Origin of the sequence: Serratia marcescens (genome assembly GCF_001902635.1) — a bacterium.
Taxonomy (GTDB): domain Bacteria; phylum Pseudomonadota; class Gammaproteobacteria; order Enterobacterales; family Enterobacteriaceae; genus Serratia; species Serratia marcescens_F.
Genome location: NZ_MJAO01000022.1, coordinates 1 through 20,776 on the forward strand (window position 1 = coordinate 1; position 20,776 = coordinate 20,776).

Annotated in this window: 18 protein-coding genes, 3 tRNA genes and 1 pseudogene; 12 read left to right on the top strand and 10 right to left on the bottom strand. The window is 60.5% G+C overall.

What is annotated here, in order from left to right; all coding sequences use genetic code 11:
• Together recB and recD are read left to right on the top strand one after the other, a co-directional pair.
• Positions 1 to 583: pseudogene (gene recB, locus BHU62_RS19265) on the top strand (exodeoxyribonuclease V subunit beta); the annotation flags it as partial.
• Positions 580 to 2,430: an exodeoxyribonuclease V subunit alpha gene (recD, locus tag BHU62_RS19270; protein ID WP_073533646.1), complete on the top strand. Its 1,851-nt coding sequence runs from the start codon at positions 580 to 582 to the stop codon at positions 2,428 to 2,430. The pseudogene recB and the gene recD, both read left to right, overlap by 4 nt.
• A gap of 42 nt (positions 2,431 to 2,472) precedes the next feature.
• Here recD and argA read toward each other — a convergent pair whose 3' ends face one another.
• On the bottom strand, positions 2,473 to 3,798 hold the full coding sequence (gene argA, locus BHU62_RS19275) for an amino-acid N-acetyltransferase (protein ID WP_073533764.1): 1,326 nt from the start codon (positions 3,796 to 3,798) through the stop codon (positions 2,473 to 2,475).
• A 240-nt stretch (positions 3,799 to 4,038) separates the two neighbouring features.
• Here argA and amiC point away from each other — a divergent pair, with 240 nt between their 5' ends.
• A complete protein-coding gene (gene amiC, locus BHU62_RS19280; protein WP_073533647.1) occupies positions 4,039 to 5,292 on the top strand; it encodes an N-acetylmuramoyl-L-alanine amidase AmiC in 1,254 nt (417 codons plus the stop codon).
• Positions 5,293 to 5,568: 276 nt separating this feature from the next.
• A complete protein-coding gene (locus BHU62_RS19285; RefSeq protein WP_139282299.1) occupies positions 5,569 to 6,912 on the top strand; it encodes an MFS transporter in 1,344 nt (447 codons plus the stop codon).
• Between the two features lie 47 nt (positions 6,913 to 6,959).
• Here the strand turns inward: BHU62_RS19285 and BHU62_RS19290 are convergent.
• The 3 genes from BHU62_RS19290 to BHU62_RS19300 form a co-directional block, all read right to left on the bottom strand.
• Positions 6,960 to 7,036 (bottom strand) — tRNA-Met (locus BHU62_RS19290).
• Positions 7,037 to 7,101: 65 nt separating this feature from the next.
• Positions 7,102 to 7,178, bottom strand: a tRNA-Met gene (locus BHU62_RS19295).
• 58 nt (positions 7,179 to 7,236) lie between these two features.
• Positions 7,237 to 7,313, bottom strand: a tRNA-Met gene (locus BHU62_RS19300).
• A gap of 216 nt (positions 7,314 to 7,529) precedes the next feature.
• Here BHU62_RS19300 and mltA point away from each other — a divergent pair.
• Together mltA and tcdA are read left to right on the top strand one after the other, a co-directional pair.
• A complete protein-coding gene (mltA, locus tag BHU62_RS19305; protein WP_073533650.1) occupies positions 7,530 to 8,666 on the top strand; it encodes a murein transglycosylase A in 1,137 nt (378 codons plus the stop codon).
• Positions 8,667 to 8,750: 84 nt separating this feature from the next.
• Positions 8,751 to 9,557: a tRNA cyclic N6-threonylcarbamoyladenosine(37) synthase TcdA gene (gene tcdA, locus BHU62_RS19310; protein WP_004931886.1), complete on the top strand. Its 807-nt coding sequence runs from the start codon at positions 8,751 to 8,753 to the stop codon at positions 9,555 to 9,557.
• Here the strand turns inward: tcdA and csdE are convergent.
• Together csdE and csdA are read right to left on the bottom strand one after the other, a co-directional pair.
• Entirely contained in the window at positions 9,548 to 9,982 is a 435-nt protein-coding gene (csdE, locus tag BHU62_RS19315) for a cysteine desulfurase sulfur acceptor subunit CsdE (RefSeq protein ID WP_073533652.1), read from the bottom strand. The genes tcdA and csdE overlap by 10 nt on opposite strands.
• A gap of 19 nt (positions 9,983 to 10,001) precedes the next feature.
• Entirely contained in the window at positions 10,002 to 11,207 is a 1,206-nt protein-coding gene (csdA, locus tag BHU62_RS19320; RefSeq protein ID WP_073533654.1) for a cysteine desulfurase CsdA, read from the bottom strand.
• Positions 11,208 to 11,403: 196 nt separating this feature from the next.
• Here csdA and BHU62_RS19325 point away from each other — a divergent pair, with 196 nt between their 5' ends.
• From BHU62_RS19325 to rlmM, 4 genes are all read left to right on the top strand, one after another.
• Positions 11,404 to 11,628 (top strand): YgdI/YgdR family lipoprotein, encoded by a 225-nt coding sequence (locus BHU62_RS19325; protein ID WP_073533656.1) that lies wholly within the window; start codon positions 11,404 to 11,406, stop codon positions 11,626 to 11,628.
• 385 nt (positions 11,629 to 12,013) lie between these two features.
• On the top strand, positions 12,014 to 12,931 hold the full coding sequence (locus BHU62_RS19330) for a transcriptional regulator GcvA (protein WP_004931894.1): 918 nt from the start codon (positions 12,014 to 12,016) through the stop codon (positions 12,929 to 12,931).
• Between the two features lie 51 nt (positions 12,932 to 12,982).
• Positions 12,983 to 13,378 carry a DUF423 domain-containing protein gene (locus tag BHU62_RS19335; RefSeq protein WP_004931896.1) on the top strand — a complete coding sequence of 132 codons (396 nt, stop codon included), beginning with the start codon at positions 12,983 to 12,985 and terminating at the stop codon, positions 13,376 to 13,378.
• Positions 13,371 to 14,474, top strand: a complete 1,104-nt coding sequence (gene rlmM, locus BHU62_RS19340) for a 23S rRNA (cytidine(2498)-2'-O)-methyltransferase RlmM (protein ID WP_073533663.1) — start codon at positions 13,371 to 13,373, stop codon at positions 14,472 to 14,474. The genes BHU62_RS19335 and rlmM overlap by 8 nt, the downstream gene beginning before the upstream one ends.
• Positions 14,475 to 14,513: 39 nt before the next feature.
• Here rlmM and xni read toward each other — a convergent pair whose 3' ends face one another.
• The 3 genes from xni to queF all read right to left on the bottom strand — a co-directional run bounded on the left by xni (position 14,514) and on the right by queF (position 17,730).
• Positions 14,514 to 15,272 carry a flap endonuclease Xni gene (gene xni, locus BHU62_RS19345; protein WP_073533666.1) on the bottom strand — a complete coding sequence of 253 codons (759 nt, stop codon included), beginning with the start codon at positions 15,270 to 15,272 and terminating at the stop codon, positions 14,514 to 14,516.
• A gap of 55 nt (positions 15,273 to 15,327) precedes the next feature.
• Entirely contained in the window at positions 15,328 to 16,692 is a 1,365-nt protein-coding gene (gene ppnN / locus BHU62_RS19350) for a nucleotide 5'-monophosphate nucleosidase PpnN (protein WP_073533668.1), read from the bottom strand.
• A 192-nt stretch (positions 16,693 to 16,884) separates the two neighbouring features.
• Positions 16,885 to 17,730 (bottom strand): NADPH-dependent 7-cyano-7-deazaguanine reductase QueF, encoded by an 846-nt coding sequence (gene queF / locus BHU62_RS19355; RefSeq protein ID WP_073533671.1) that lies wholly within the window; start codon positions 17,728 to 17,730, stop codon positions 16,885 to 16,887.
• A gap of 63 nt (positions 17,731 to 17,793) precedes the next feature.
• On the opposite strand from queF, the gene syd reads away from it, so the two are divergent.
• Complete coding sequence (gene syd, locus BHU62_RS19360) at positions 17,794 to 18,342, top strand: SecY-interacting protein (RefSeq protein WP_073533673.1); 549 nt, start codon at positions 17,794 to 17,796, stop codon at positions 18,340 to 18,342.
• A 610-nt stretch (positions 18,343 to 18,952) separates the two neighbouring features.
• Here the strand turns inward: syd and BHU62_RS19365 are convergent.
• Positions 18,953 to 20,191 (bottom strand): MFS transporter, encoded by a 1,239-nt coding sequence (locus BHU62_RS19365; RefSeq protein ID WP_073533676.1) that lies wholly within the window; start codon positions 20,189 to 20,191, stop codon positions 18,953 to 18,955.
• Between the two features lie 178 nt (positions 20,192 to 20,369).
• Here BHU62_RS19365 and BHU62_RS19370 point away from each other — a divergent pair, with 178 nt between their 5' ends.
• A complete protein-coding gene (locus BHU62_RS19370; protein WP_073533765.1) occupies positions 20,370 to 20,696 on the top strand; it encodes a YqcC family protein in 327 nt (108 codons plus the stop codon).
• The last annotated feature ends 80 nt before the right edge of the window (positions 20,697 to 20,776 follow it).

A 20,776-nucleotide genomic window follows, 5' to 3' on the forward strand; every position in this document is an offset into this window, starting at 1 on the left:
GCTGGCGTGGATGCAGGTGTTGCTCAATACGCCGCTCGACGACAGCGGCGTGACGCTGGCGGCGCTGACGCCGCGGCACAAGCAGGCAGAGCTGCAGTTCTATTTGCCGATTAACCGGCTGTTGCAGGCGAATGAGCTCGATGCTCTGGTGAAGCGTTACGATCCGCTTTCCGCCCGCTGCCCGGCGCTGGATTTTCATCAGGTGCAGGGCATGCTGAAAGGCTTTATCGATCTGGTGTTCTGCTGGCAGGGCAAATACTACCTGCTGGACTACAAGTCCAACTGGCTGGGGGAGGACAGCAGCGCCTATACCCGGCCGGCGATGGAGCAGGCGATGGCGGAGCATCGTTACGATCTGCAATACCAGCTGTATACGCTGGCGCTGCATCGCTACCTGCGCCATCGCTTGCCGGATTACGACTACCGGCGCCATTTTGGCGGGGTGATTTATCTGTTCCTGCGCGGCGTGGATGCGGCGCACCCGGGCAACGGCATTTTTACCTGTCTCCCCGAGTTTGAGTTGGTGGCGGGGATGGATCGCTTGTTCAGCGGCGAGGCTGCGGCGACGGAGGAAGGATCATGATCGCACTGCTGGAGCAAGCGGTGGCGCTGGGCGCGCTGCGACCGCTGGACGTGCAGTTCGCACGCGTGGTGGCGAGCGAAGAAGAACCCGATATTTTGTTGGCCGCCGCCTGTCTGAGTGCAGAGGCCGGGGCCGGTCACGTCTGCCTGATGTTGGAGCAATTGCAGGCGGACACGCTGTTTGAAGGGCGCCAGCCGGCGCTGGCGCTGGCCGTGTGGGAGGCAGCCGGGCGGCCGGATGGCACGCGCTGGCAACAGCGCCTGGCGGCCAGCGCGGCGGTCGGAGACGGCAGCGGCGCTACGCCGTTGGTGCTGCGCGGGCCGCGGTTGTATCTGCAGCGCATGTGGCAAAACGAAGGTGAAGTGGCGGCGTTTATCGGCGGCGAAGGCGAATCGCTGGCGGTGCCGGAAGCCGAGCTGCGTGCGATCCTCGACCGCCTGTTTGGTGCGGCGAGCGACGAGCCCGACTGGCAGAAGATCGCCGCGGCGGTGGCTGCGACGCGGCGCATCGCGGTGATTTCCGGCGGGCCGGGTACCGGTAAAACCACCACCGTCGCCAAGCTGTTGGCGGCGTTGGTGCAGTTGGATGAAAGCGCGCGTTTGCGCATTCAGCTGGCGGCACCGACCGGCAAAGCGGCGGCGCGCCTGACGGAGTCACTCGGCAGCGCCAGCCGTGAGCTGGCGTTGGCCCCGGTGCAGCAGGCGTTGTTCCCGACGGAGGCGGCGACGTTGCACCGCCTGTTGGGGGCGCAGCCGAACAGCCAGCGCATGCGCTATCACCGCGGCAACCGGCTGCATTTGGACGTGTTGGTGGTGGATGAGGCCTCGATGGTCGATCTGCCGATGATGGCGCGCCTGATTGCCGCGCTGCCCGATCGGGCGCGGGTGATTTTCCTCGGCGACCGCGACCAGCTGGCTTCGGTGGAGGCCGGCGCGGTGTTGGGGGACATTTGCCGTTTTGCCGAGCAGGGGTACAGCGACGCGCGTGCCGCAGAGCTGAGCCGCCTGACCGGTTGTTCCATTGAAGGGCGGCAGGCCGACGCGGAAGCGGCGGTGCGCGATAGCCTGTGCCTGCTGCGCAAGAGCTATCGCTTCGACGCCCGTTCCGGCATCGGTCAACTGGCGTTGGCGGTCAACGCCGGGGCGGGGGATCGCGCGCTGGCGGCCTTGAACGGCAGTTTCGACGATGTCTCGGGCTATGCGCTGGCGACGAGCGAAGAGTATCAGGCGCTGTTGGATACCTGCGTAGCGGGTTATCGCGACTATCTGCGGCCGATCGCCGAAGGCGCGGACGCGGCGACGGTGTTGGCGGCCTTTGGCCGTTTTCAGGTGCTGTGCGCGCTGCGCGAAGGGCCGTTCGGCGTCGCCGGCCTGAACGAGCGCATTGAGATCGGGTTGCAGCGTGCGGGCCTGATCGACCGCAAACCGGGCGTGCTCGGCCGCTGGTATCGGGGGCGGCCGGTGATGATCGGCCGCAACGACAGTGCGCTGGGGCTGTTCAATGGGGATATCGGCATTACGCTGCCGGATGAGCACGGCGACCTGCGCGTGCATTTCCAATTGCCGGACGGCAGCATCAAGTCGGTGCAGCCGAGCCGTTTGCCGGCGCATGAAACCGCCTACGCCATGACGGTGCACAAGTCTCAGGGATCGGAGTTTGACCATACGGTCTTGGTATTGCCGAACCACTTCCTGCCGGTGCTGACGCGGGAACTGGTCTATACCGCGATCACTCGCGCGCGTAAGCAGCTCTCGCTGTATGCCACGGAGGCGGTGCTGCTGCGGGCCATTCGCACACCGACCCAGCGGCGCAGTGGGTTAGCTGAACGGTTACAGGCAACGGAATAATCGGTAAGGGGGCGCGGCAACGGCCGCGCCCGCAGGGATTGATTACAGATCGGCCAGCAGGATTTTGGAACGGCGCTGGTAGTTGTACAGCGCCTGTTTTTGCATCGGCAGTACGTCGACCTCCGCCGGGGTGAATCCGCGCTCCTGGAACCAGTGGATACTGCGGGTGGTCAGCACGAACAGCTTCTTCAGCCCCATCTGCCGCGCCTGGTTTTCCACCCGCTGCAGCAGCATCTCGCCGCGCGAAGAGCTGCGGTAATCGGGATGCACTGCCACGCAGGCCATTTCACCGATTTTTTCCTCCGGGAATGGGTACAGCGCTGCGCAGGCGATGGTCAGATTGTCGCGTTCGATAATGGTGAACTTGTCGATCTCCATCTCCAGCTGTTCACGCGAACGGCGCACCAGAATCCCCTGTTGCTCGAGCGGCCGGATCAGTTCCAGAATGCCACCGATGTCGTTGATCGTCGCCCGGCGCACTTGTTCGGCGCTCTCCATCACGATTTGGGTGCCGATACCGTCACGCGAGAACAGCTCCTGTACCAGCGCGCCGTCCTCCTGGTAGCTGATCAGGTGGCTGCGGCGCACGCCGCTGCGGCAGCCTTTCACTGCGCCGCGCAGGAAGCGCACGGTGCCGGAATGGTAATCGCCGCCTTCCTCCAACTCTTCAAGGCGCTTTTGCGCGTCATTGGGGAACAGTTCGGAAAGGATGTTACCTTCTGCATCGGTAACGCCCTGCGAGGAGCAAAAGCCGATCATTTTCTCTGCTTTCAGCTTGATCGCCAACTGGGTAGCCACCTCTTCTGAGGTCAGATTGAAGCTCTCGCCGGTGACCGAGACCGCGACCGGGCCGATCAGCACGATGGCGTTGCTGTCGAGCTGGCGGTGGATCGCTTCTTCATCGATACGGCGAATGCGGCCGCTATGGCAGTAGTCGATGCCGTCATCGATGCCCAGCGGCTGCGCGATGATGAAGTTGCCGCTGACCACGTTAATATGCGCACCCTGCAGCGGCGTATTGTTGAGGCTCATCGACAGCCGGGCGGTAATGTCCAGCTGCAACAGACCGGCGGCCTGCTTGACCAACTCGAGCGTATGGGCGTCGGTCACGCGGGTATGCTTGTGGTAGATCGGCTCATGGTTGTGCTGCGCCAGATTGGCGTCGATCTGCGGCCGCGCGCCGTAAACCACCACCAGGCGAATACCCAGGCTATGCAGCAACCCGATATCGTTGACGATGTTGGAGAAATTCTCGTGTTCGATGGCTTCCCCGCCGAGCATGATGACAAACGTCTTGCCGCGGTGGGCATTGATATAGGGGACTGAGTGACGGAATCCTTGCACCAGCTCTGTACTACGTTCCTTCACGGTCAAACCTCTTTTGCATATTTATACGATATTTTTGTATTTTTATTCTTTTATTGCGTCAATGGCAAGTGGGAAATCATCATGGAGAGTGAGCTAAGGGTGCCAAATCGTTAATAAATTGAAAAACCATAAAAAGATTTTCTGATGACAGGGCTGGAATGATTGGTTAAAGTTTTCGGCATCCCCGTTTTATTGGTGTTTTTTTAATCTGTTGTAAACAGCTATTACTGCCGGAGCCGCATGCCAAACTCTAATCACAATCTGGGCCGCCGTCGTTTATTACAGGGCGTTGCCGCCAGCTGGTTGCTGAGTGTGAGTCGCACGGGCTTCGCCGCTTCATCGCATGTGATCGCCGTGCGCGTCTGGCCGTCTTCCACCTATACCCGCGTCACGCTGGAATCCAACGTCGAACTGAAATACAAGCAGTTTGCCCTGACCAATCCCGATCGCGTGGTGGTGGATATCGAAGGCGTTCACCTCAACAGCGTGCTGAAGGGCATTGCCGGTCAGGTGCGCGCCGACGATCCTTATCTGAAGCAGGCGCGCGTCGGCCAGTTCGATCAGAATACCGTGCGACTGGTGCTGGAGCTCAAGCAAAGCGTCAGTCCGCATATGTTCTCGCTGGCGCCGGTGCCGGAATACCGCAACCGTCTGGTGATGGATCTCTACCCGACCAAGGTCGGCAGCGGCGGCGAGGAGTATGATCCGCTACTGGCGTTACTGGAAGATTACAACAAGGGCGATCTGGAGCGCACGCTGCCACCGGAAGCGCCGCAGGCCGGCAAGGCGGGGCGCGATCGTCCGATCGTCATCATGTTGGATCCCGGCCACGGCGGCGAAGATCCCGGCGCTATCGGCAAGTACAAGACGCGTGAGAAAGACATCGTGTTGCAGATTGCCCGCAAGCTGAGCGCCATGATTAAGCGCGAGCCGAACATGAAAGTGTTTATGACGCGCAACGAAGACGTGTTTATCCCGCTTAAGGTGCGTGTCGCCAAGGCGCGCAAGCAGCGCGCGGATCTGTTCGTTTCGATTCACGCTGACGCTTTCACCAGCCGCGCGGCGCGCGGTTCATCGGTGTTTGCGTTGTCCACCAAGGGCGCCACCAGTTCGGCGGCCAAGTTCCTGGCGCAGACGCAGAATGCCTCGGACCAAATCGGCGGCGTCAGCAAGAGCGGCGATCGCTATCTCGACCACACCATGTTCGATCTGATCCAGACCGCGACCATCAACGACAGCCTGAAGTTCGGCAAGGAAGTGTTGAATCGGATGGGGAAAATCAACCGGTTGCACAAGAATCGCGTCGATCAGGCCGGTTTTGCGGTATTGAAGGCGCCGGATATTCCGTCGATCCTGGTGGAGACGGCGTTTATCAGCAACATCGAAGAAGAACGCAAGCTGCGCACCAGCCATTTCCAGCAGCAGGTGGCGGAGTCGATTCTGGCGGGCATCAAGGCTTATTTCGCCAACGGCGGCGCGCTGGCGAGCCGATAAATCCCCGTCATTTTCCTCACATGGCAACCTCCCTCTCGGGAGGTTTTTTTATCGCCATGCTTTCCGCTTGACATCCGTCGCCGCGTATTTGCCCCCCGTTCGCCCAGGGCTCCCCGCCCTGATACCGACCGTCCAAGAGAAAATCTGACCGACAACAAGATTGCGTGAACGGCAGATTGACAGGGAATAAAATTTATATTTTTATAAAAAATAAATTTTATGGCGATGTGTAGTAAACGCCCCGTACCCGTTTCTGCTGAACTGTGAGGAGGCTCTGTGCCGATAGCAACCCCGGAAGGAAAGAACGGCATTCAAACGATGATCGACAGCCTGGGCACGCGCGGCCGTCAGATTCGTTTACTGATTCTGTGTGCGCTTTGCCTGATGTGTGATGGCTTTGATATTCAGGCAATGGGGTATGCCGGGCCGGCGATTCGGGAAGAGTGGGGGCTGGAAACCGCGCAGCTCGGCCCGGTGTTCAGCGCCGGTCTGGCCGGCATCGCCCTCGGCGCTTTCGCGTTGGGATGGCTTGCCGATCGGATCGGCCGCAGGCCGGCCATTTTATTGGCGACGCTGGTTTTTGGCGTGTTTACGCTCGGTTCAGCCTTCGCCCAGAATGTGGAACAGCTGTTGGTGCTGCGTTTTTTGGCGGGCATCGCGTTAGGGGGCGTGATGCCGAACTGTATCGCGCTGGTTGTCGAATACAGCCCGAGCCGCCAGCGAGCGACCTATATCACCGCCATTACCTGCTTTTTCGCCATCGGCGGCGGGCTTGGTGGCATTGCCGCCGCCACGCTGATCCCGCCGTTTGGCTGGCGAGCCGTTTTTCTGCTCGGCGGCCTGTTGCCGATGCTATTGGCGTTGGCGATGTGGTTCTATTTGCCTGAGTCTGCGCAATGGTTGTTGAAATGCGGGGGGAAGGAGGGCGCGGTTCGCGCGCTGTTGCATCAGATGTTTCCGTCACAGCGAGCGCAGGAGGTCGATCTCTCGGTCAGCCAGGCAGAAACGGCTCCGGCCAAGGCAAGCGTGCTGGATCTGTTCAGAGAGCGGCGGACGATGTTTACGCTGCTGCTGTGGCTGGTGAATTTTATGAACCTTATCGATCTGTATTTTCTGGCCAACTGGCTGCCCACCTTAATTCGGGACGCCGGTCTGACATTGGAAACGGCCAATCTGGCCACCGGGACGCTACAGTTTGGCGGCGTTTTGGGTACGTTGGCCCTTGGCCGCCTGATCGACAAGTTTGGCGCTTATAGCGTGCTTGTCACCGGTTTTTCCGTTGCCGCACTGTCGATAGCGGCGATCGGCGTAGATCCGAGCAACCTGCTGCTGCTTTTCAGTTCCATTTTTATTACGGGCATTTTTGTGGTCGGCGGCATGCCGGGGGTGAACACGTTGGCGGCGAGCGGTTACCCAACGTTCTTGCGTTCAACCGGTCTGGGGTGGGGACTGGGCATTGGCCGGGGGGCATCGATGCTCGGTCCGTTATTGGGCGCGGCGTTGATCGCCCGGCATTGGCTGGCGTCAGATTTGCTGCTGCTGGCGGCGGTGCCGGCGATGATATCTGCGATGGCAATAGCGCTAATGTGGTGGAGAAATCGTGACGATAGCGATGCTTGAAGGAAACTGCTAAGGAGAGATGGGTATTGACTGAGGAAAATTGAAATTGGTTGCGGGGGCCGGATTTGAACCGACGACCTTCGGGTTATGAGCCCGACGAGCTACCAGGCTGCTCCACCCCGCGTCCGTTTTGGTGCGGTATTATGACGAAACCACCGTTCATGTGATGCCGCTGGTACGACATTCGGTTGGTTGCGGGGGCCGGATTTGAACCGACGACCTTCGGGTTATGAGCCCGACGAGCTACCAGGCTGCTCCACCCCGCGTCCGTATAATACTTTTTCATCGAAACCAAACGAAAACTACCGCCAATGCGGCATCGGTTGGTTGCGGGGGCCGGATTTGAACCGACGACCTTCGGGTTATGAGCCCGACGAGCTACCAGGCTGCTCCACCCCGCGTCCGATGGATGCGCACTATACTCTCCATGCGTTTTGTTGCAAACCCTTTTTGCATTTTATTGGCCTAAACCCGTTTTTCTGCTGGATTTGTCTGCGATTTGCCTTCTTTTTCATCACCATCCTCCGTGCGGCTTTTTTTATTTGCGGCGATTCCTTTATCAATGAGCGTTTGTTATCGTTCAGCCGGTGGATCATATCAGTTTGAGAGTGTGCGCGATGAAAGGACGTTGGGGCAAATACCTGCTGGGCGGGTTGATGGTGGCGGTGCTGGCGGGGTGTTCGTCCAAGCCGACCGATCGGGGTCAGCAATATAAAGACGGCCATCTGGATCAGTCGCTGGAGCTGGTCAATCAGCCCAATGCCAAAGGCTCGCCGGTTAACGCCAAGGATTATTCGGATCAGCTGATGGAGATCAAGTACGCGTCTCCTTCGCTCTTTAATCGCAACAACAGCACCTATCAGGCGGTGCAGAGCTGGATGGCCTCCGGCGCCGACACGCGCCTGTTGAGCCAGCACGGCCTCAGTGCCTACCAGATGGAAGGCGTCGATAATTACGGCAACGTGCAATTTACCGGTTACTACACGCCGGTGGTGCAGGCGCGCTATACCCAACAGGGCGAGTTCCGTTATCCGCTGTACCGCATGCCGCCGAAAGGCAAAGGCCGTCTGCCGGATCGCGCGGGCATCTATTCCGGCGGGCTCGACGATCGCTATATCATCGCTTACACCAATTCGCTGATGGACAACTTCATGATGGAAGTCCAGGGCAGCGGCTATGTCGATTACGGCAACGGTCAGCCGCTGGTGTTCTTTGGCTACGGCGGCAAGAACGGCCACGCGTATCGCAGCATCGGCAAGGTGTTGATCGATCGCGGCGAAGTGGCCAAGGCGGACATGTCGATGCAGGCGATCCGCCAGTGGGCGGATACCCACAGCGCCGCAGAGGTGCGTGAGCTGCTGGAGCAGAATCCGTCGTTCGTGTTCTTCCGCCCGGAAGCGTTCGCGCCGGTGAAAGGCGCCAGCGCGGTGCCGTTGGTGGCCAAAGCCTCGGTGGCCTCCGACCGTTCACTGATCCCGGCGGGCACCACGTTGCTGGCCGAAGTGCCGCTGCTGGACAACAAGGGTAAATTCACGGGAAAATACGAGATGCGTCTGATGGTCGCGCTCGACGTGGGCGGCGCCATCAAGGGCCAGCATTTTGACATGTATCAGGGCATCGGGCCGGAAGCCGGCCACTCGGCGGGCTACTATAACCACTATGGCCGCGTCTGGGTGCTGAAGAACAACGGCGGCGGTCAGCTGTTCAGCGCCAATCAGCCAAACGGCGGCGGTTCGTTGCTGGTTACCCGCTAAACGCATACGGCGTGAAAAGATTGACCCGCAAGGGCCGGATTTTCCGGCCCTTATCATTTGCATTACGAAGGTAATTAAAGCGTTATGAGCACAGCTTATTCAGAAGCCTATCTGCAGCGTTTCGGCGGCACGGCGCGGTTGTACGGCCAGCAGGCGCTGGCGGTGTTTGCGCAGGCGCACGTCTGCGTGATCGGCATCGGCGGCGTGGGTTCCTGGGCGGCTGAGGCGCTGGCGCGCACCGGCATCGGCGCCATCACCCTGATCGACATGGATGATGTTTGCGTCACTAATACCAACCGCCAGATCCACGCGTTGCGCCAACATGTTGGGCAATCGAAAACCGAGGTGATGGCGGAGCGCATCCTGGCGATCAATCCGGAATGCCGGGTGACCTGCATCGATGATTTCATCACGCCGGACAATGTCGCCGAGCTGTTGGATCATAACTTCAGCTATGTCATCGACGCGATCGACAGCGTGCGGCCGAAGGCGGCGCTGCTGTCATACTGCCGCCGTTTCAAGATCCCGGTGGTGACCACCGGCGGCGCCGGCGGGCAGATAGACCCGACCAAAATCGAAGTGGCCGACCTGGCGAAAACCATTCAGGATCCGCTGGCCGCCAAGCTGCGTGAGCGGCTGAAGCACGATTTCAATGTGGTGAAAAACGGCAAGGGCAAGCTGGGCATCGACTGCGTCTTCTCCAGCGAGCCGCTGGTTTACCCGCAGCCGGACGGCTCGGTGTGCGCTTCGCGCAGCACGGCGGAAGGGCCGAAAAGAATGGATTGCAGCGCGGGATTCGGCGCGGCGACCATGGTCACCGCTACCTTCGGCTTCGTTGCTGTGTCGCACGCGCTGAAAAAGATGGTGGCGAAGGCGGCGCGTCAGGCGTAACGGGCGGCGATCGCCTTTACGGCGGCGGCCAACGCCGCCAGGCCACCGGCGCGGGTGGCGCTCAGCTGCGCGCGCAATGCCAGGCGGTCGAACAGCGCCAGTGGATCCAATGCGGCGATCTGCTGCGGCGTTTTCCCTTCTACTTCGGTCAGCAGCACCGCCAGCAGGCCGCGCACGATGCGGCCTTCGCTGTCACCATAGAAGTGCAGTGTGCCGTCTTCCAGCAGCTGATGCCCCAACCAGACGCGGTTTTCACAGCCGCTCAATGCCATCTCTTCACTGCGCAAGGCCTCCGGCAGTGGCGGCAGCCGTTTCGCGAGCATAATCAGCTGGCGGTAGCGGTCTTCCCACTGTTTCAGCGCGCTGAAGGCGGCGATCAGCGCTTCAGCGGTGATCTCTCGGCCAAAAGGATGGGGGGCGAGCATAGCGTCTCCGGGAGTCAAGTCAGTCGGCCAGCAGATCGAGGGCGTGAGTCAACGCGCTGACCAGCGTATCGACGTCCTGTTGCGTATTGTAGGGGGCGAACGACGCGCGCAGCGTGCCGCTGACGCCTAACGCCGCCATCAGCGGCTGTGCGCAGTGCTGGCCGGCGCGCAGCGCAATGCCTTGCTCTGCCAGCAGCGTAACGATGTCGCTGTGGTGTACGCCGGCGATGTCGAACGCCAGCAGGCTGGAGCCGGAACTGCGGAAGCTGCGAAAGCCCGGCAGCTGTGCCAACCGCTGTTCCGCCTGGTCCGCCAGCGCGCGGCTGTATCGCTCCGCCGCCACCATGTCCTGTTCGCTGAGCCAGCTGAGCGCCGCGGCCAACCCCAGCACGCCGGCGATGTTTGGCGTGCCGGCCTCGAAACAGTGCGGTGGTTTTTGCGGGGTAAAGCCGTCGAATGACGCCTGGGTCAGCATTTTGCCGCCGCCTTGCCAGGGTGCCATCTGCGCCAGCAGTTCGGTTTTGCCATACAGCGCGCCGATGCCGGTCGGGCCATACAGTTTATGGCCGGAGAAGGCGTAGAAATCGATGTCGAGACGTTGCACATCGGCCGGGCCGTGAACCACGCCCTGCGCGCCGTCGATCATCACGCGCGCGCCGGCGGCATGCGCCAGCGCGATCGCCGGCGCCAGATCCGGGCAGCCGCCGGTGACGTTCGACATCTGTCCCAGCGCCAACAGGCGGGTTTTATCGTTGAGCAGGGCGGGCAGCTGCAACAGATCCGGCAGCCGGTCGGCGCCGATCGGCAGTTTCACCACCCGCGCACCGGTTTGCTCCGCCACCATCAGCCAGGGGATCAGGTTGGCGTGGTGTTCCGCTTCGCTCACCAGGATTTCATCGCCCGGCTGCAGACGCGGCCGCAGGTAGCTTTGCGCCACCAGGTTGATCGCCTCGGTGGTGCCGCGCGTCCAGACGATGTCGTCGGCCGACGGTGCATTGATCAGCTGCGCCACCTGGCCGCGCGCCTGCTCGAAGCGGGCGGTCAGATCCTGCGCCGCCCGGTGCTGGCTGCGGTGTACGGTGGCGGCGTCATCGCGATAAAATTGCTGCGTGGCGTCGATCACCGCCTGCGGTTTCAACGCGGTGGCGGCGCTGTCGAGATAGATACCGTCCTGCGCGAGCGCGGGAAACTGTTGGCGAAAAAGGCTGGGGTTAAAAGGCGTCATACCCTGATTGTCACTGGCTTGAGTCGATGGGGGATCCTGTCCTATTTTGCCGCCGGAGACAAGCGATCCCGTCCACAGGCTCTTATCGTCTGGCAAAATTGGGTGGGTTTGTTATGCTATAAAATGTGTGCTAATTAACCGTATCCATTCGAATAAAAGGTATTCATTAGCATTTTAAACTGCAAAGGAGTCCTCAATGAAGAAAACAGCCGCAGTTCTCTCTGCCCTGATGCTGACGTTCACCTTGGCCGCCTGTTCCAGCAACTACGTGATGCATACCAATGACGGACGCACTCTTGTCGCTTACGGTAAGCCCAAATTGGACAAAGATACCGGCATGCTCCGCTATACAGACGCCAACGGCGTCAAGCAGCAGATCAACCGCGCCGATGTGAAAGAGATGGTTGAAAGCGACCGGTAAACGTCAGGCAAAAAAAAGCACCGCAAGTTTTGCGGTGCTGCATAAAATCACTATGGACAGACAGGGTAAATGTACAGGAAGTGAAAAAACAGTAGCCTAGCTACCATGTCCGGAATCGCCGGACAATTTGCAAACACAACATCACAACCACAAGCCAAAAGTTCATCGGCGTCCTCGACACCCACTCCCTTTTCGTTCCGGCCCGGGAAGTGCCGCCACTATAGGTATTTGCTGGCGCATCCTCAACGGACAAATTATAATGGCTCGGATTAAAAAAACTAATGGCAATGCGCCGTTAGAGTTTACCGATGGCTTGCCACACAAAGCCGCCCGATTTTCGGCACCGAATCATTCGGATTAATGTTACACAAAAGTAGCTAATTTAATGTCTAAACGCTTACCTCCCCTCAATGCGCTGCGCGTGTTCGATGCGGCCGCTCGCCACCTGAGTTTTACCAAGGCGGCGGAAGAGCTGTTCGTGACTCAGGCCGCGGTGAGCCACCAGATCAAGTCGCTGGAGGACTTCCTCGGACTGAAGCTGTTTCGCCGGCGTAACCGCTCGCTGCTGCTGACCGAAGAGGGGCAAAGTTACTACCTCGATATCAAGGAGATTTTCTCTTCGATCAACGAGGCGACGCGCAAGCTGCAGGCGCGTAGCGCCAAGGGGGCATTGACCGTCAGTCTGCCGCCGAGCTTCGCCATTCAGTGGCTGGTGCCGCGCCTGTCCGGCTTTAACTCAGCTTATCCGGGCATCGACGTGCGCATCCAGGCGGTGGACCGCGAAGAGGACAAGTTGGCGGACGACGTTGACGTGGCGATATTCTATGGCCGCGGCAACTGGCCGGGGCTGCGCGCCGAGCGTCTGTATGCAGAGTATCTGCTGCCGGTTTGTTCACCGAGCCTGCTGACCGGCGATCATCCGCTGAAAACCGCAGACGATCTGGCTTATCATACGTTGCTGCATGATGTTTCACGCCGTGACTGGTTGGCCTATACGCGCCAGCTGGGGCTACAGCACATCAACGTGCAGCAGGGGCCGATCTTCAGCCACAGCGCGATGGTGGTGCAGGCGGCGGTGCACGGTCAGGGGGTAGCGCTGGTGAACAACGTGATGGCGCAAACCGAGATCGAAGCCGGTCGCCTGGTGTGCCCGTTCAACGATGTGCTGGTCAGCAAAAACGCTTTTTATCTGGTATGTCATGACAGCCAGGCAGAACTGGGTAAAATAGCCGCCTTCCGGCAGTGGATCCTGGCGCGTGCCGCCAGCGAACAAGAGAAGTTCCGCTTCCGTTACGAACAATAAGGCCGGCCGCCGCCTTGCCGCGGCCGGTGATTTTTAATGGGATAGATTACGATGAGCAGCCGTTCCATGCTGGTTTTCGCCGCTATCAGCGGCTTTGTGTTTGTCGCGTTGGGTGCATTTGGCGCGCATGTGTTAAGCGGCACGCTCGGCGCCAACGAAATGGCCTGGATCCGCACCGGGCTGGAGTATCAGGGGTTTCACACCCTGGCGATCCTGGCGCTGGCGGTTGCGATGCAGCGTCGTGTGAGCCTGTGGTTTTACTGGAGCGGGGCGCTGTTGGCGTTCGGCACCGTGTTGTTCAGCGGCAGCCTCTATTGCCTGGCGCTGTCGCACCTGAAGGTCTGGGTATACATCACGCCGGTTGGCGGCGTGTGCTTCCTGATCGGCTGGATATTGATGTTGATTGGCGCTTTGCGTCTGAGGAAAAAGGCCGAGCGCCATGAATAAGATTGCGTTGTACTGCCGCCCCGGCTTCGAAAAAGAGTGTGCGGCGGAGATCACCGACAAAGCCGCCCAGCTGGAAATTTACGGCTTTGCGCGGGTAAAAGAGCACAGCGGTTACGTGCTGTTCGAATGCTATCAGCCGGACGATGCCGACCGCCTGGCGCGGGAAATTCCGTTCCGCGAACTGATTTTCGCCCGCCAGATGATCGTGGTGGGCGAGCTGTTGCGCGATCTGCCGCCGGAAGATCGGGTATCGCCGATCGTCGGCATGTTGATCGGCGTGGTTGATCGCGGCGGCGAGCTGCGGGTAGAGGTACCGGACACCAACGAAAGCAAAGAGCTGATGAAATTCTGCCGCAAGCTGACGGTGCCGCTGCGCGCCGCGATGCGCGAGCAGAAGGTGCTGATGGCGCGCGAGAATCCGACTCGCCCGGTGGTGCACGTGTTCTTCATCGCGCCGGGCTGCTGTTACGTCGGTTACTCCTACAGCAACAACAACTCGCCGTTCTACATGGGCATTCCGCGTCTGCGCTTCCCGACCGACGCGCCGAGCCGTTCGACGCTGAAGCTGGAAGAAGCGTTTCACGTGTTCATCCCTGCCGATGAGTGGGACGAACGCCTGGCCAGCGGCATGCACGCGGTCGATCTGGGCGCCTGCCCGGGCGGTTGGACCTATCAGCTGGTGAAACGCAGCATGATGGTGCACTCGGTGGATAACGGCCCGATGGCGCCGAGCCTGATGGAAACCGGCCAGGTGACGCACCACCGCGCCGACGGCTTCAAGTTCGAGCCGAACAGCAGCAAGATTTATTGGCTGGTGTGCGACATGGTGGAGAAACCGGCGAAGGTGACCAGCCTGATGATCCAGTGGCTGGTGAAAGGTTGGTGCCGCGAAGCGATCTTCAACCTGAAGCTGCCGATGAAAAAGCGCTACGAGGAAGTGTCGCAGAACCTGATGAGCATCCGCGAAGCGCTGGGCGCTGCCGGCATCAGCGTTGAAGTACACGCCAAGCAGCTGTATCACGACCGCGAAGAGATCACCGTACACGTGCGCCGCATGTGGTCGGCGGTGCCTGGCCGGCGCGACGAGCGCGATTAACCGCGTGAAGCTTGATGAAGGGCGCTGCTTGCAGCGCCCTTATTGTATCGGCAGGCGCAGCTGCTGCAGGTTGCCGTCCAGCGACAGATCGGTGCGCAGCGTGGCGACCCGTTTGCTGACGTAGGCTAACTCGCGGTGCTGTTCCAGCTTGCCGCGCCATTTTTCCGGCACCTGCTCCAGGTGCTGATAAAGCCCGTCCAGGCTGCCCGACTGCTGCAACAGCAGCACGGCGGTTTTCGGCCCGATGCCGGCCACGCCGGGGATCTTGCTGCTGCCGATCCCCGCCAACCCCCAATAGTCCGGCAGCTGCTGCGGCTGCACGCCGAATTCCTGTTGCACGAAGGGCATATCCAGCCAGCGTTTCTGGAAGTAATCGCGGATCTGCACGTTCGGTGCCAAAAGCTGGCAGTAGCCTTTGTCGGTGGAGACGATGGTCACCTGGTGGCCGCCACCGGCGACCTTCGCCGCCAGCGTGGCCGCCAGATCGTCCGCCTCGTTGCCGGGAGAGTGCCAGCTGGCGACGCCCAGCTCGGCGAAGGCCTGGCGCAGCTGCGGCATCTCCTGCTGCAGGTTTTCCGGCATCGGCGAACGCCCGGCTTTGTAGTCCGGCAAAATTTGGTGGCGCCAGCTGTCGCTGCGATCGTCCTCGTCGAACACCGCCACCGCGTGGGTCGGGCGGCTGTGCTGGATCAGCTGCTGCAGCGCGTGGCGGCAGGCGTTGACGCAAGGGGAGCCCTGCACGGCGTGAATGCGGCGGATCAGGTTCAGGGCGTCGACAATCAGTAGGTGTATCATCATGGGCGGTAAGGTCAGAAAAAAACAGGGCGGCTATTATGCCGCCCGGGATTGAGGGTCAGGCTACGATTTCATAGCAAGGTACATAGGCGCTGCCCGGCAGCTTCATGCGGTGCTGGGCGACGAAGCCCTGCAGCAGGCTGTCCATCTGCTTCATCATCTGCGGTTCGCCGTGCAGCTTGTACGGGCCGAACTGTTCGATGGCGTGGATGCCATTTTCCTTCACGTTGCCGGCCACGATGCCGGAGAACGCGCGGCGCAGCGCGGCGGCCAACTGCTCCGGCGGCTGGTTCGGATACAGGTTGAGGTCTGCCATGTTCTCGTGGGTCGGCTCGAACGGCAGCTGCAGATCCGGCGCGATGCGGATCGACCAGTTGAAGCTGTAGGCGTCGCCGGTGTTGCGGCGATTTTCCTTCACCAACGGCATGGCTTTCTTCATCTGCCGCGCGACCTCCGCCGGGTCGTCGATGATGATGGTGTAGTGACGGCGCGCTTCGTCGCCCAGCGTGTTCATGATGAACTCGTCCAGCACGCGGAAGTAATCGGCGCTCTCTTTCGGCCCGGTCAGGATCAGGGGCAGCACCTGTTCGCTGTTCTCCGGGTTCATCAGAATGCCCAGCAGGTACAGCAGCTCTTCGGCGGTGCCGACGCCGCCCGGGAAGATGATGATGCCGTGCGCGATGCGCACGAAGGCTTCCAGGCGTTTTTCGATATCCGGCATGATCACCAGCTCGTTCACCAGCGGGTTAGGCGGCTCGGCGGCGATGATCGACGGTTCGGTCATGCCGATGAAGCGGCTGTTGCGGTAACGTTGCTGCGCGTGACCGACCGCTGCGCCTTTCATCGGTGCTTCCATGGCGCCCGGCCCGCAGCCGGTGCAGATGTTCAGCTCGCGCAGGCCCAGCTGGCTACCGACCTTGCGCGCGTACAGGTATTCGTTCTCGTTGATCGAGTGGCCGCCCCAGCACACCACCATGTTGGGATCCTCATCCAGATGCAGCGTGCGCGCATTGCGCAGGATCGAGAACACCAGGTTGGTGATGTGGGCCGAGTTTTCCAGGTTCAGGTGTTGAAAACGGCCGGCGCTGGCGATTTGGCCGTGCACGAACAGGATGTCGCGCAGCACGGCGAACAGGTTGGCCTGCAGCGAGCGGATGATGCGACCGTCGACGAACGCCTCTTCCGGCGGGTTGACCAGCTCCAGCTTCACCCCGCGCTCGCGGCGCAGCACGTTGATGTCGAAGGTTTCATAGCGCGACAGCAGCTGTTTGCTGTTGTCGGTTTGGCTGCCGGAGTTCAACACGGCCAGCGAACAGTTGCGGAACAGGCGGTACAGGTCGCTGCTGGCGGTGCGCTTCAGCATGTCTACTTCCAGCTGCGACAATAAATCCATAGAGCCAAGCGGGCTGATGTGTGTAATCAAGGTAACTCCTTTGCACCCGGTGCGGGGCGGTAGTAATCCATACGCAGCAAAACAGCATCTCGTTATGGTTGGCGTGCTGCGGTGAAGCGGGCGCTCTGCCCGGCCGCAGCCTCGTTTTAACCTTACCGCCGTCCCTGCGCTTTTACCAACACAAACCGCTCGTTAGCTCAGTTGTTGAGCAATGCTTCGCACTTATTGGCGCGCCAGACGGCCGCGCTCGGGCGCGAATTCGACGTTGCTGCGCCACGGGTTGATGTCCAGCCCGCCGCGGCGGGTGTAGCGGGCGTAGACCGTCAGGCTTTGCGGCCGGCAGTAGCGCATCAGATCGTTGAAGATGCGCTCGACGCACTGTTCGTGGAATTCGTTGTGGTGGCGGAAGGAAACCAGATAGCGCAGCAGCGCTTCGCGATCGATCTTGCCGCCGCGGTAGCTTATCTGCACCGAGCCCCAGTCCGGCTGATGGGTGATCAGGCAATTGGATTTCAGCAGGTGGCTGACCAATTGTTCTTCCACCACGTCTTCACCGGCGGCATTCAGCAGGTAGTCGGCATTGAACTCATAATTGTCGATGCGGATATCCTGCTGGTCGATGCAGTCACCGGCCAGACGGGCGATCGGGCTGCCTTCCAGCTGCTCGACGCTGAACAGGGTAACGCTCACCTCGCCCTGGGCGCAGGCGGACAGATCGCGCTGCAGCGTGCTGCGCACCGTTTCCCAATCGGCGAACGGGGTTTGGTTAAAGCTGTTGAGATACAGCTTGAAGCTTTTCGATTCGATCAGGTTCAGGCTGTCGGCGTTGAGGCTGATTTCGCCGACCGCCACCTGTGGTAACCCGTTGGCGTTCAGCCAGGAGAGTTCGTACAGCGTCCAGATATCCGCGCCGTGGAAGGGCAGGTTATCGGGGTACAGCCCCAGCGGCTCGCGGTTCATGCTGCGCGGCACCGCCTGCAACAGCGTGGCGTCGTAACGGTCGCGGTAGGCGGTGGGTTTGCCCAGCGTCAGCCCTGACAGGGCCTGGTGGTCTTGATATGAGGACATCTGCTGTCACCTCGGTCAGAGATAGGTACAATGGCCGTCAGTTTAACGTATGCGAGAAAGAATATGGACCATGATGTATCGCACGCTCTGCGTGAATTTACACAACGCTATGTCGAGCTGTGGCGGCAAGAGCGCGGCCACGCGCCGGCCAGCCAGGCGCTGTACGGCGTGCCGTCGCCCTGCATCGTGGAGAACCGCGAGGACGACGTGCTGTGGTTGCCGCAGCCTTTCGAGCCGGCGGCGACGCTGGAAAAGGTGGAGGCCGCGCTGGAGCTGCGTTTGCAGCCGGACGCGCACCGCTTCTACACGCAGCAATACGCCGGCGACATGAGCGCGCAATTTGGTGAGCATCGCCTGAGCCTGCTGCAGGTCTGGAGCGAGGATGATTTTATCCGCCTGCAGGAGAACCTGATAGGCCATCTGGTGACGCAAAAACGCCTCAAGCTGTCGCCGACGCTGTTCCTGGCGACCACCGAATCCGAGATGACGATGGTATCGCTGTGCAACGTGAGCGGCAACGTCGTGCTGGAACAGTTCGGTAGCGATAAGCGCACCCTGCTGGCGGCGACGCTGGGCAACTTCCTCGATGCGCTGCGCCCTGAGCTGGACTGAATCGCGATGGATTCGCCACCGCCCGTGTGAGAGATCTCTCACACGGGTTGTGAGATATCGCTATTAATTTTTCCCACCTTTCACCAGGCAATGAGATTATTGTTATCCAGATCAATTGGTTAGAATTTCTTTAGGATAACTCTTAGGCTTAATTTAGTGTGAGACAGCTCCCAAGCCCTTGTGATTCCGGGGAATTTAAGCGATCTTATCGTTACCGGAACGGAACCGGCGGAGCAGGAAAGCATCAGGATGATGCAGCTTCAGGAAGAAGAAAGGGATGCGCTCAGGCAAGAGCGAAGGATGGCGTCAGGAGATGCCCAGGATGTTTCAGGATAGAAACCAGGGACACCTCCAGGACGGAGATTGAGAGCCGGTACAGGACTGTCGGCGGGTCAGGAAGGCTGAGGAACCGCGTCAGGATGATGCTGCAGGATGACGCAAGGACTGCTTGGTCAGGATGGCCGCAGGAAAAGTTTTCAAGGATTGAGCAGGGAGCACGCTGTGTAGCGGGATGGCTATAAAACGAACCGGGGGCACTGTTAGCGCAGTGCCCCCAACTTTTTGTTCCAACCCGCCGAGCGTGCGGCCCCGCCTTAATCCCTCTTCAGCGTTAACCAATCGCACCCAGCGTATCGCCGACGCCCTGTTTTCTCGGCAGCAGGAACAGCGTGGCGTAGATATCCAGCAGGTAAATCGCCGCCAGTAGGCTGATGGCCGCGGTAAACGACACCTGCGTCACCAGCGCACCGATCACCAATGGCCCCAGGCCGCCGATGCCGCGCCCCAGGTTGAACAGGATGTTTTGCGCGGTGGCGCGCGCCTGTACCGGGTAGGTATCGGAAATCAGCGCGCCGTAACCGCCGATCATGCCGTTGACGAACATCCCCATCACTGCGCCAGCGAACAGCATCAGCATCGGATCGCTCAACTGGGCGTAACCGATCACCATCATCACGGCGCCTATCTGATAAAGCACGAAGATCTTCCAGCGGGCGAAACGGTCGGCCAGCACGCCAAACAGCCAGATGCCGAACGTCATGCCCACTACCGTCACCGCCGTCCACAGGCCGGACTTGGTGAGCGAAAAGCCGAAGTTTTTCGCCAGATAGGTCGGCATCCAGATCATCAATCCGTAATAACCGAAGTTCTGCACCGAGCAGAGAATGAAGATGCCGATGCTGGCCTTGCCGGTGGCGCGATCCTTAAACAGCAGGCGCAGGCGCTGCAGGAAGGAGAGCGGTTGCCCGGCGTCTTTCTGCCGCACGAATTCCTCCGGCTCGCCCAGCGTACGGCGGATCAGGAATGACGCCAGCGCCGGCAGCAGGCCGACCAAGAACATGCCGCGCCAGCCGATGTGTTCCAGCAGCAGCGGCGTCAGGAAGGCCGCCGCCAGTACGCCCAGTTGCCAGCCCATGCCGACGTAGGCCGAGGCGCGGTTGCGCTTCTCCGCCGGCCAGGCTTCGGCGATCAGCGCCATACCGATGCCGAATTCGCCGCCCAGCCCGATGCCTGCCAGGGTACGGTAGGCCAGCAGATCCCAATACCCTTGCGCCACGGCGCACAGGCCGGTAAACAGGGAAAACATCAGGATGGTGATAGTGAGCACCCGGATACGGCCGAAGCGATCGCTGAGATGGCCGAAGATCACGCCGCCCAGCACGGCGCCGATCAGCGTCCAGGTGACCAGTGAACCGGCGGCCGATGAGGTCAATCCCAATTCGATGCTGATGGCCGGCAGCATAAAGCCGAGGATCAGCAGGTCAAAACCGTCCATGGCATAACCGGTGACCGAAGCCAGCATGGCCTTACCGGGCGTCGCGTGGTTTTTTTTCTCTGTTATTAAGGACATGAATCTTAATCTGTGTGGTGAGTTCGGTGGGGGTATTGTGCCGCGCGGCGGCGAGCGCCACCAGATAAAAACGGCGGGGCGTCTCAGGCGCGCCGAATTTGGGCTATAAAAATGCTATGCTTTGCCGCCTTTCAGCCAGCGCGCTGAATATCATGATGAAAAGAGATCGGGAATGCAGATGAGTATACATAACCAGGTGCGCCGCAGTTTGCAGGCGATTGAACAGTCCATGCGCGATTTGGCGCTGTGGCAGGCTGCCCCGCCCGAGCCTGAGGCTTTCTCCAGCACCGAGCCGTTCTGCATCGACAGCATGTCGGCTGAAGCCTGGCTGCAGTGGGTGTTTCTGCCGCGTATGTATGCGTTGCTGGACGCCGACGCGCCGCTGCCGACGCGCTTCGCCATCACGCCTTACTTCGAAGAAGCGTTGAAAGATCGTGAACCGAGCTGCTTGCCGCTGCTGGTGCTGCTGCAGCAGCTGGATTTGATGTTGAATAAAGAGCCGTAATTCGCCGGCGGCGTGCAGATTTTTGCCGCCCGGCAGTATAGAGTACTCGCGCGGATGCCGGGCAGGAGAGCCGACGGCGT

Bases quoted from the DNA above. Each gene is read 5' to 3' on its own strand.
- recD (WP_073533646.1), top strand. From the start codon at position 580: ATGATCGCACTGCTGGAGCAAGCGGTGGCGCTGGGCGCGCTGCGACCG.
- amiC (WP_073533647.1), top strand. From the start codon at position 4,039: ATGCCAAACTCTAATCACAATCTGGGCCGCCGTCGTTTATTACAGGGC.
- mltA (WP_073533650.1), top strand. From the start codon at position 7,530: ATGAAAGGACGTTGGGGCAAATACCTGCTGGGCGGGTTGATGGTGGCG.
- tcdA (WP_004931886.1), top strand. From the start codon at position 8,751: ATGAGCACAGCTTATTCAGAAGCCTATCTGCAGCGTTTCGGCGGCACG.
- csdE (WP_073533652.1), bottom strand. From the start codon at position 9,982: ATGCTCGCCCCCCATCCTTTTGGCCGAGAGATCACCGCTGAAGCGCTG.
- csdA (WP_073533654.1), bottom strand. From the start codon at position 11,207: ATGACGCCTTTTAACCCCAGCCTTTTTCGCCAACAGTTTCCCGCGCTC.
- BHU62_RS19325 (WP_073533656.1), top strand. From the start codon at position 11,404: ATGAAGAAAACAGCCGCAGTTCTCTCTGCCCTGATGCTGACGTTCACC.
- BHU62_RS19330 (WP_004931894.1), top strand. From the start codon at position 12,014: ATGTCTAAACGCTTACCTCCCCTCAATGCGCTGCGCGTGTTCGATGCG.
- BHU62_RS19335 (WP_004931896.1), top strand. From the start codon at position 12,983: ATGAGCAGCCGTTCCATGCTGGTTTTCGCCGCTATCAGCGGCTTTGTG.
- rlmM (WP_073533663.1), top strand. From the start codon at position 13,371: ATGAATAAGATTGCGTTGTACTGCCGCCCCGGCTTCGAAAAAGAGTGT.
- xni (WP_073533666.1), bottom strand. From the start codon at position 15,272: ATGATGATACACCTACTGATTGTCGACGCCCTGAACCTGATCCGCCGC.
- queF (WP_073533671.1), bottom strand. From the start codon at position 17,730: ATGTCCTCATATCAAGACCACCAGGCCCTGTCAGGGCTGACGCTGGGC.
- syd (WP_073533673.1), top strand. From the start codon at position 17,794: ATGGACCATGATGTATCGCACGCTCTGCGTGAATTTACACAACGCTAT.
- BHU62_RS19365 (WP_073533676.1), bottom strand. From the start codon at position 20,191: ATGTCCTTAATAACAGAGAAAAAAAACCACGCGACGCCCGGTAAGGCC.
- BHU62_RS19370 (WP_073533765.1), top strand. From the start codon at position 20,370: ATGAGTATACATAACCAGGTGCGCCGCAGTTTGCAGGCGATTGAACAG.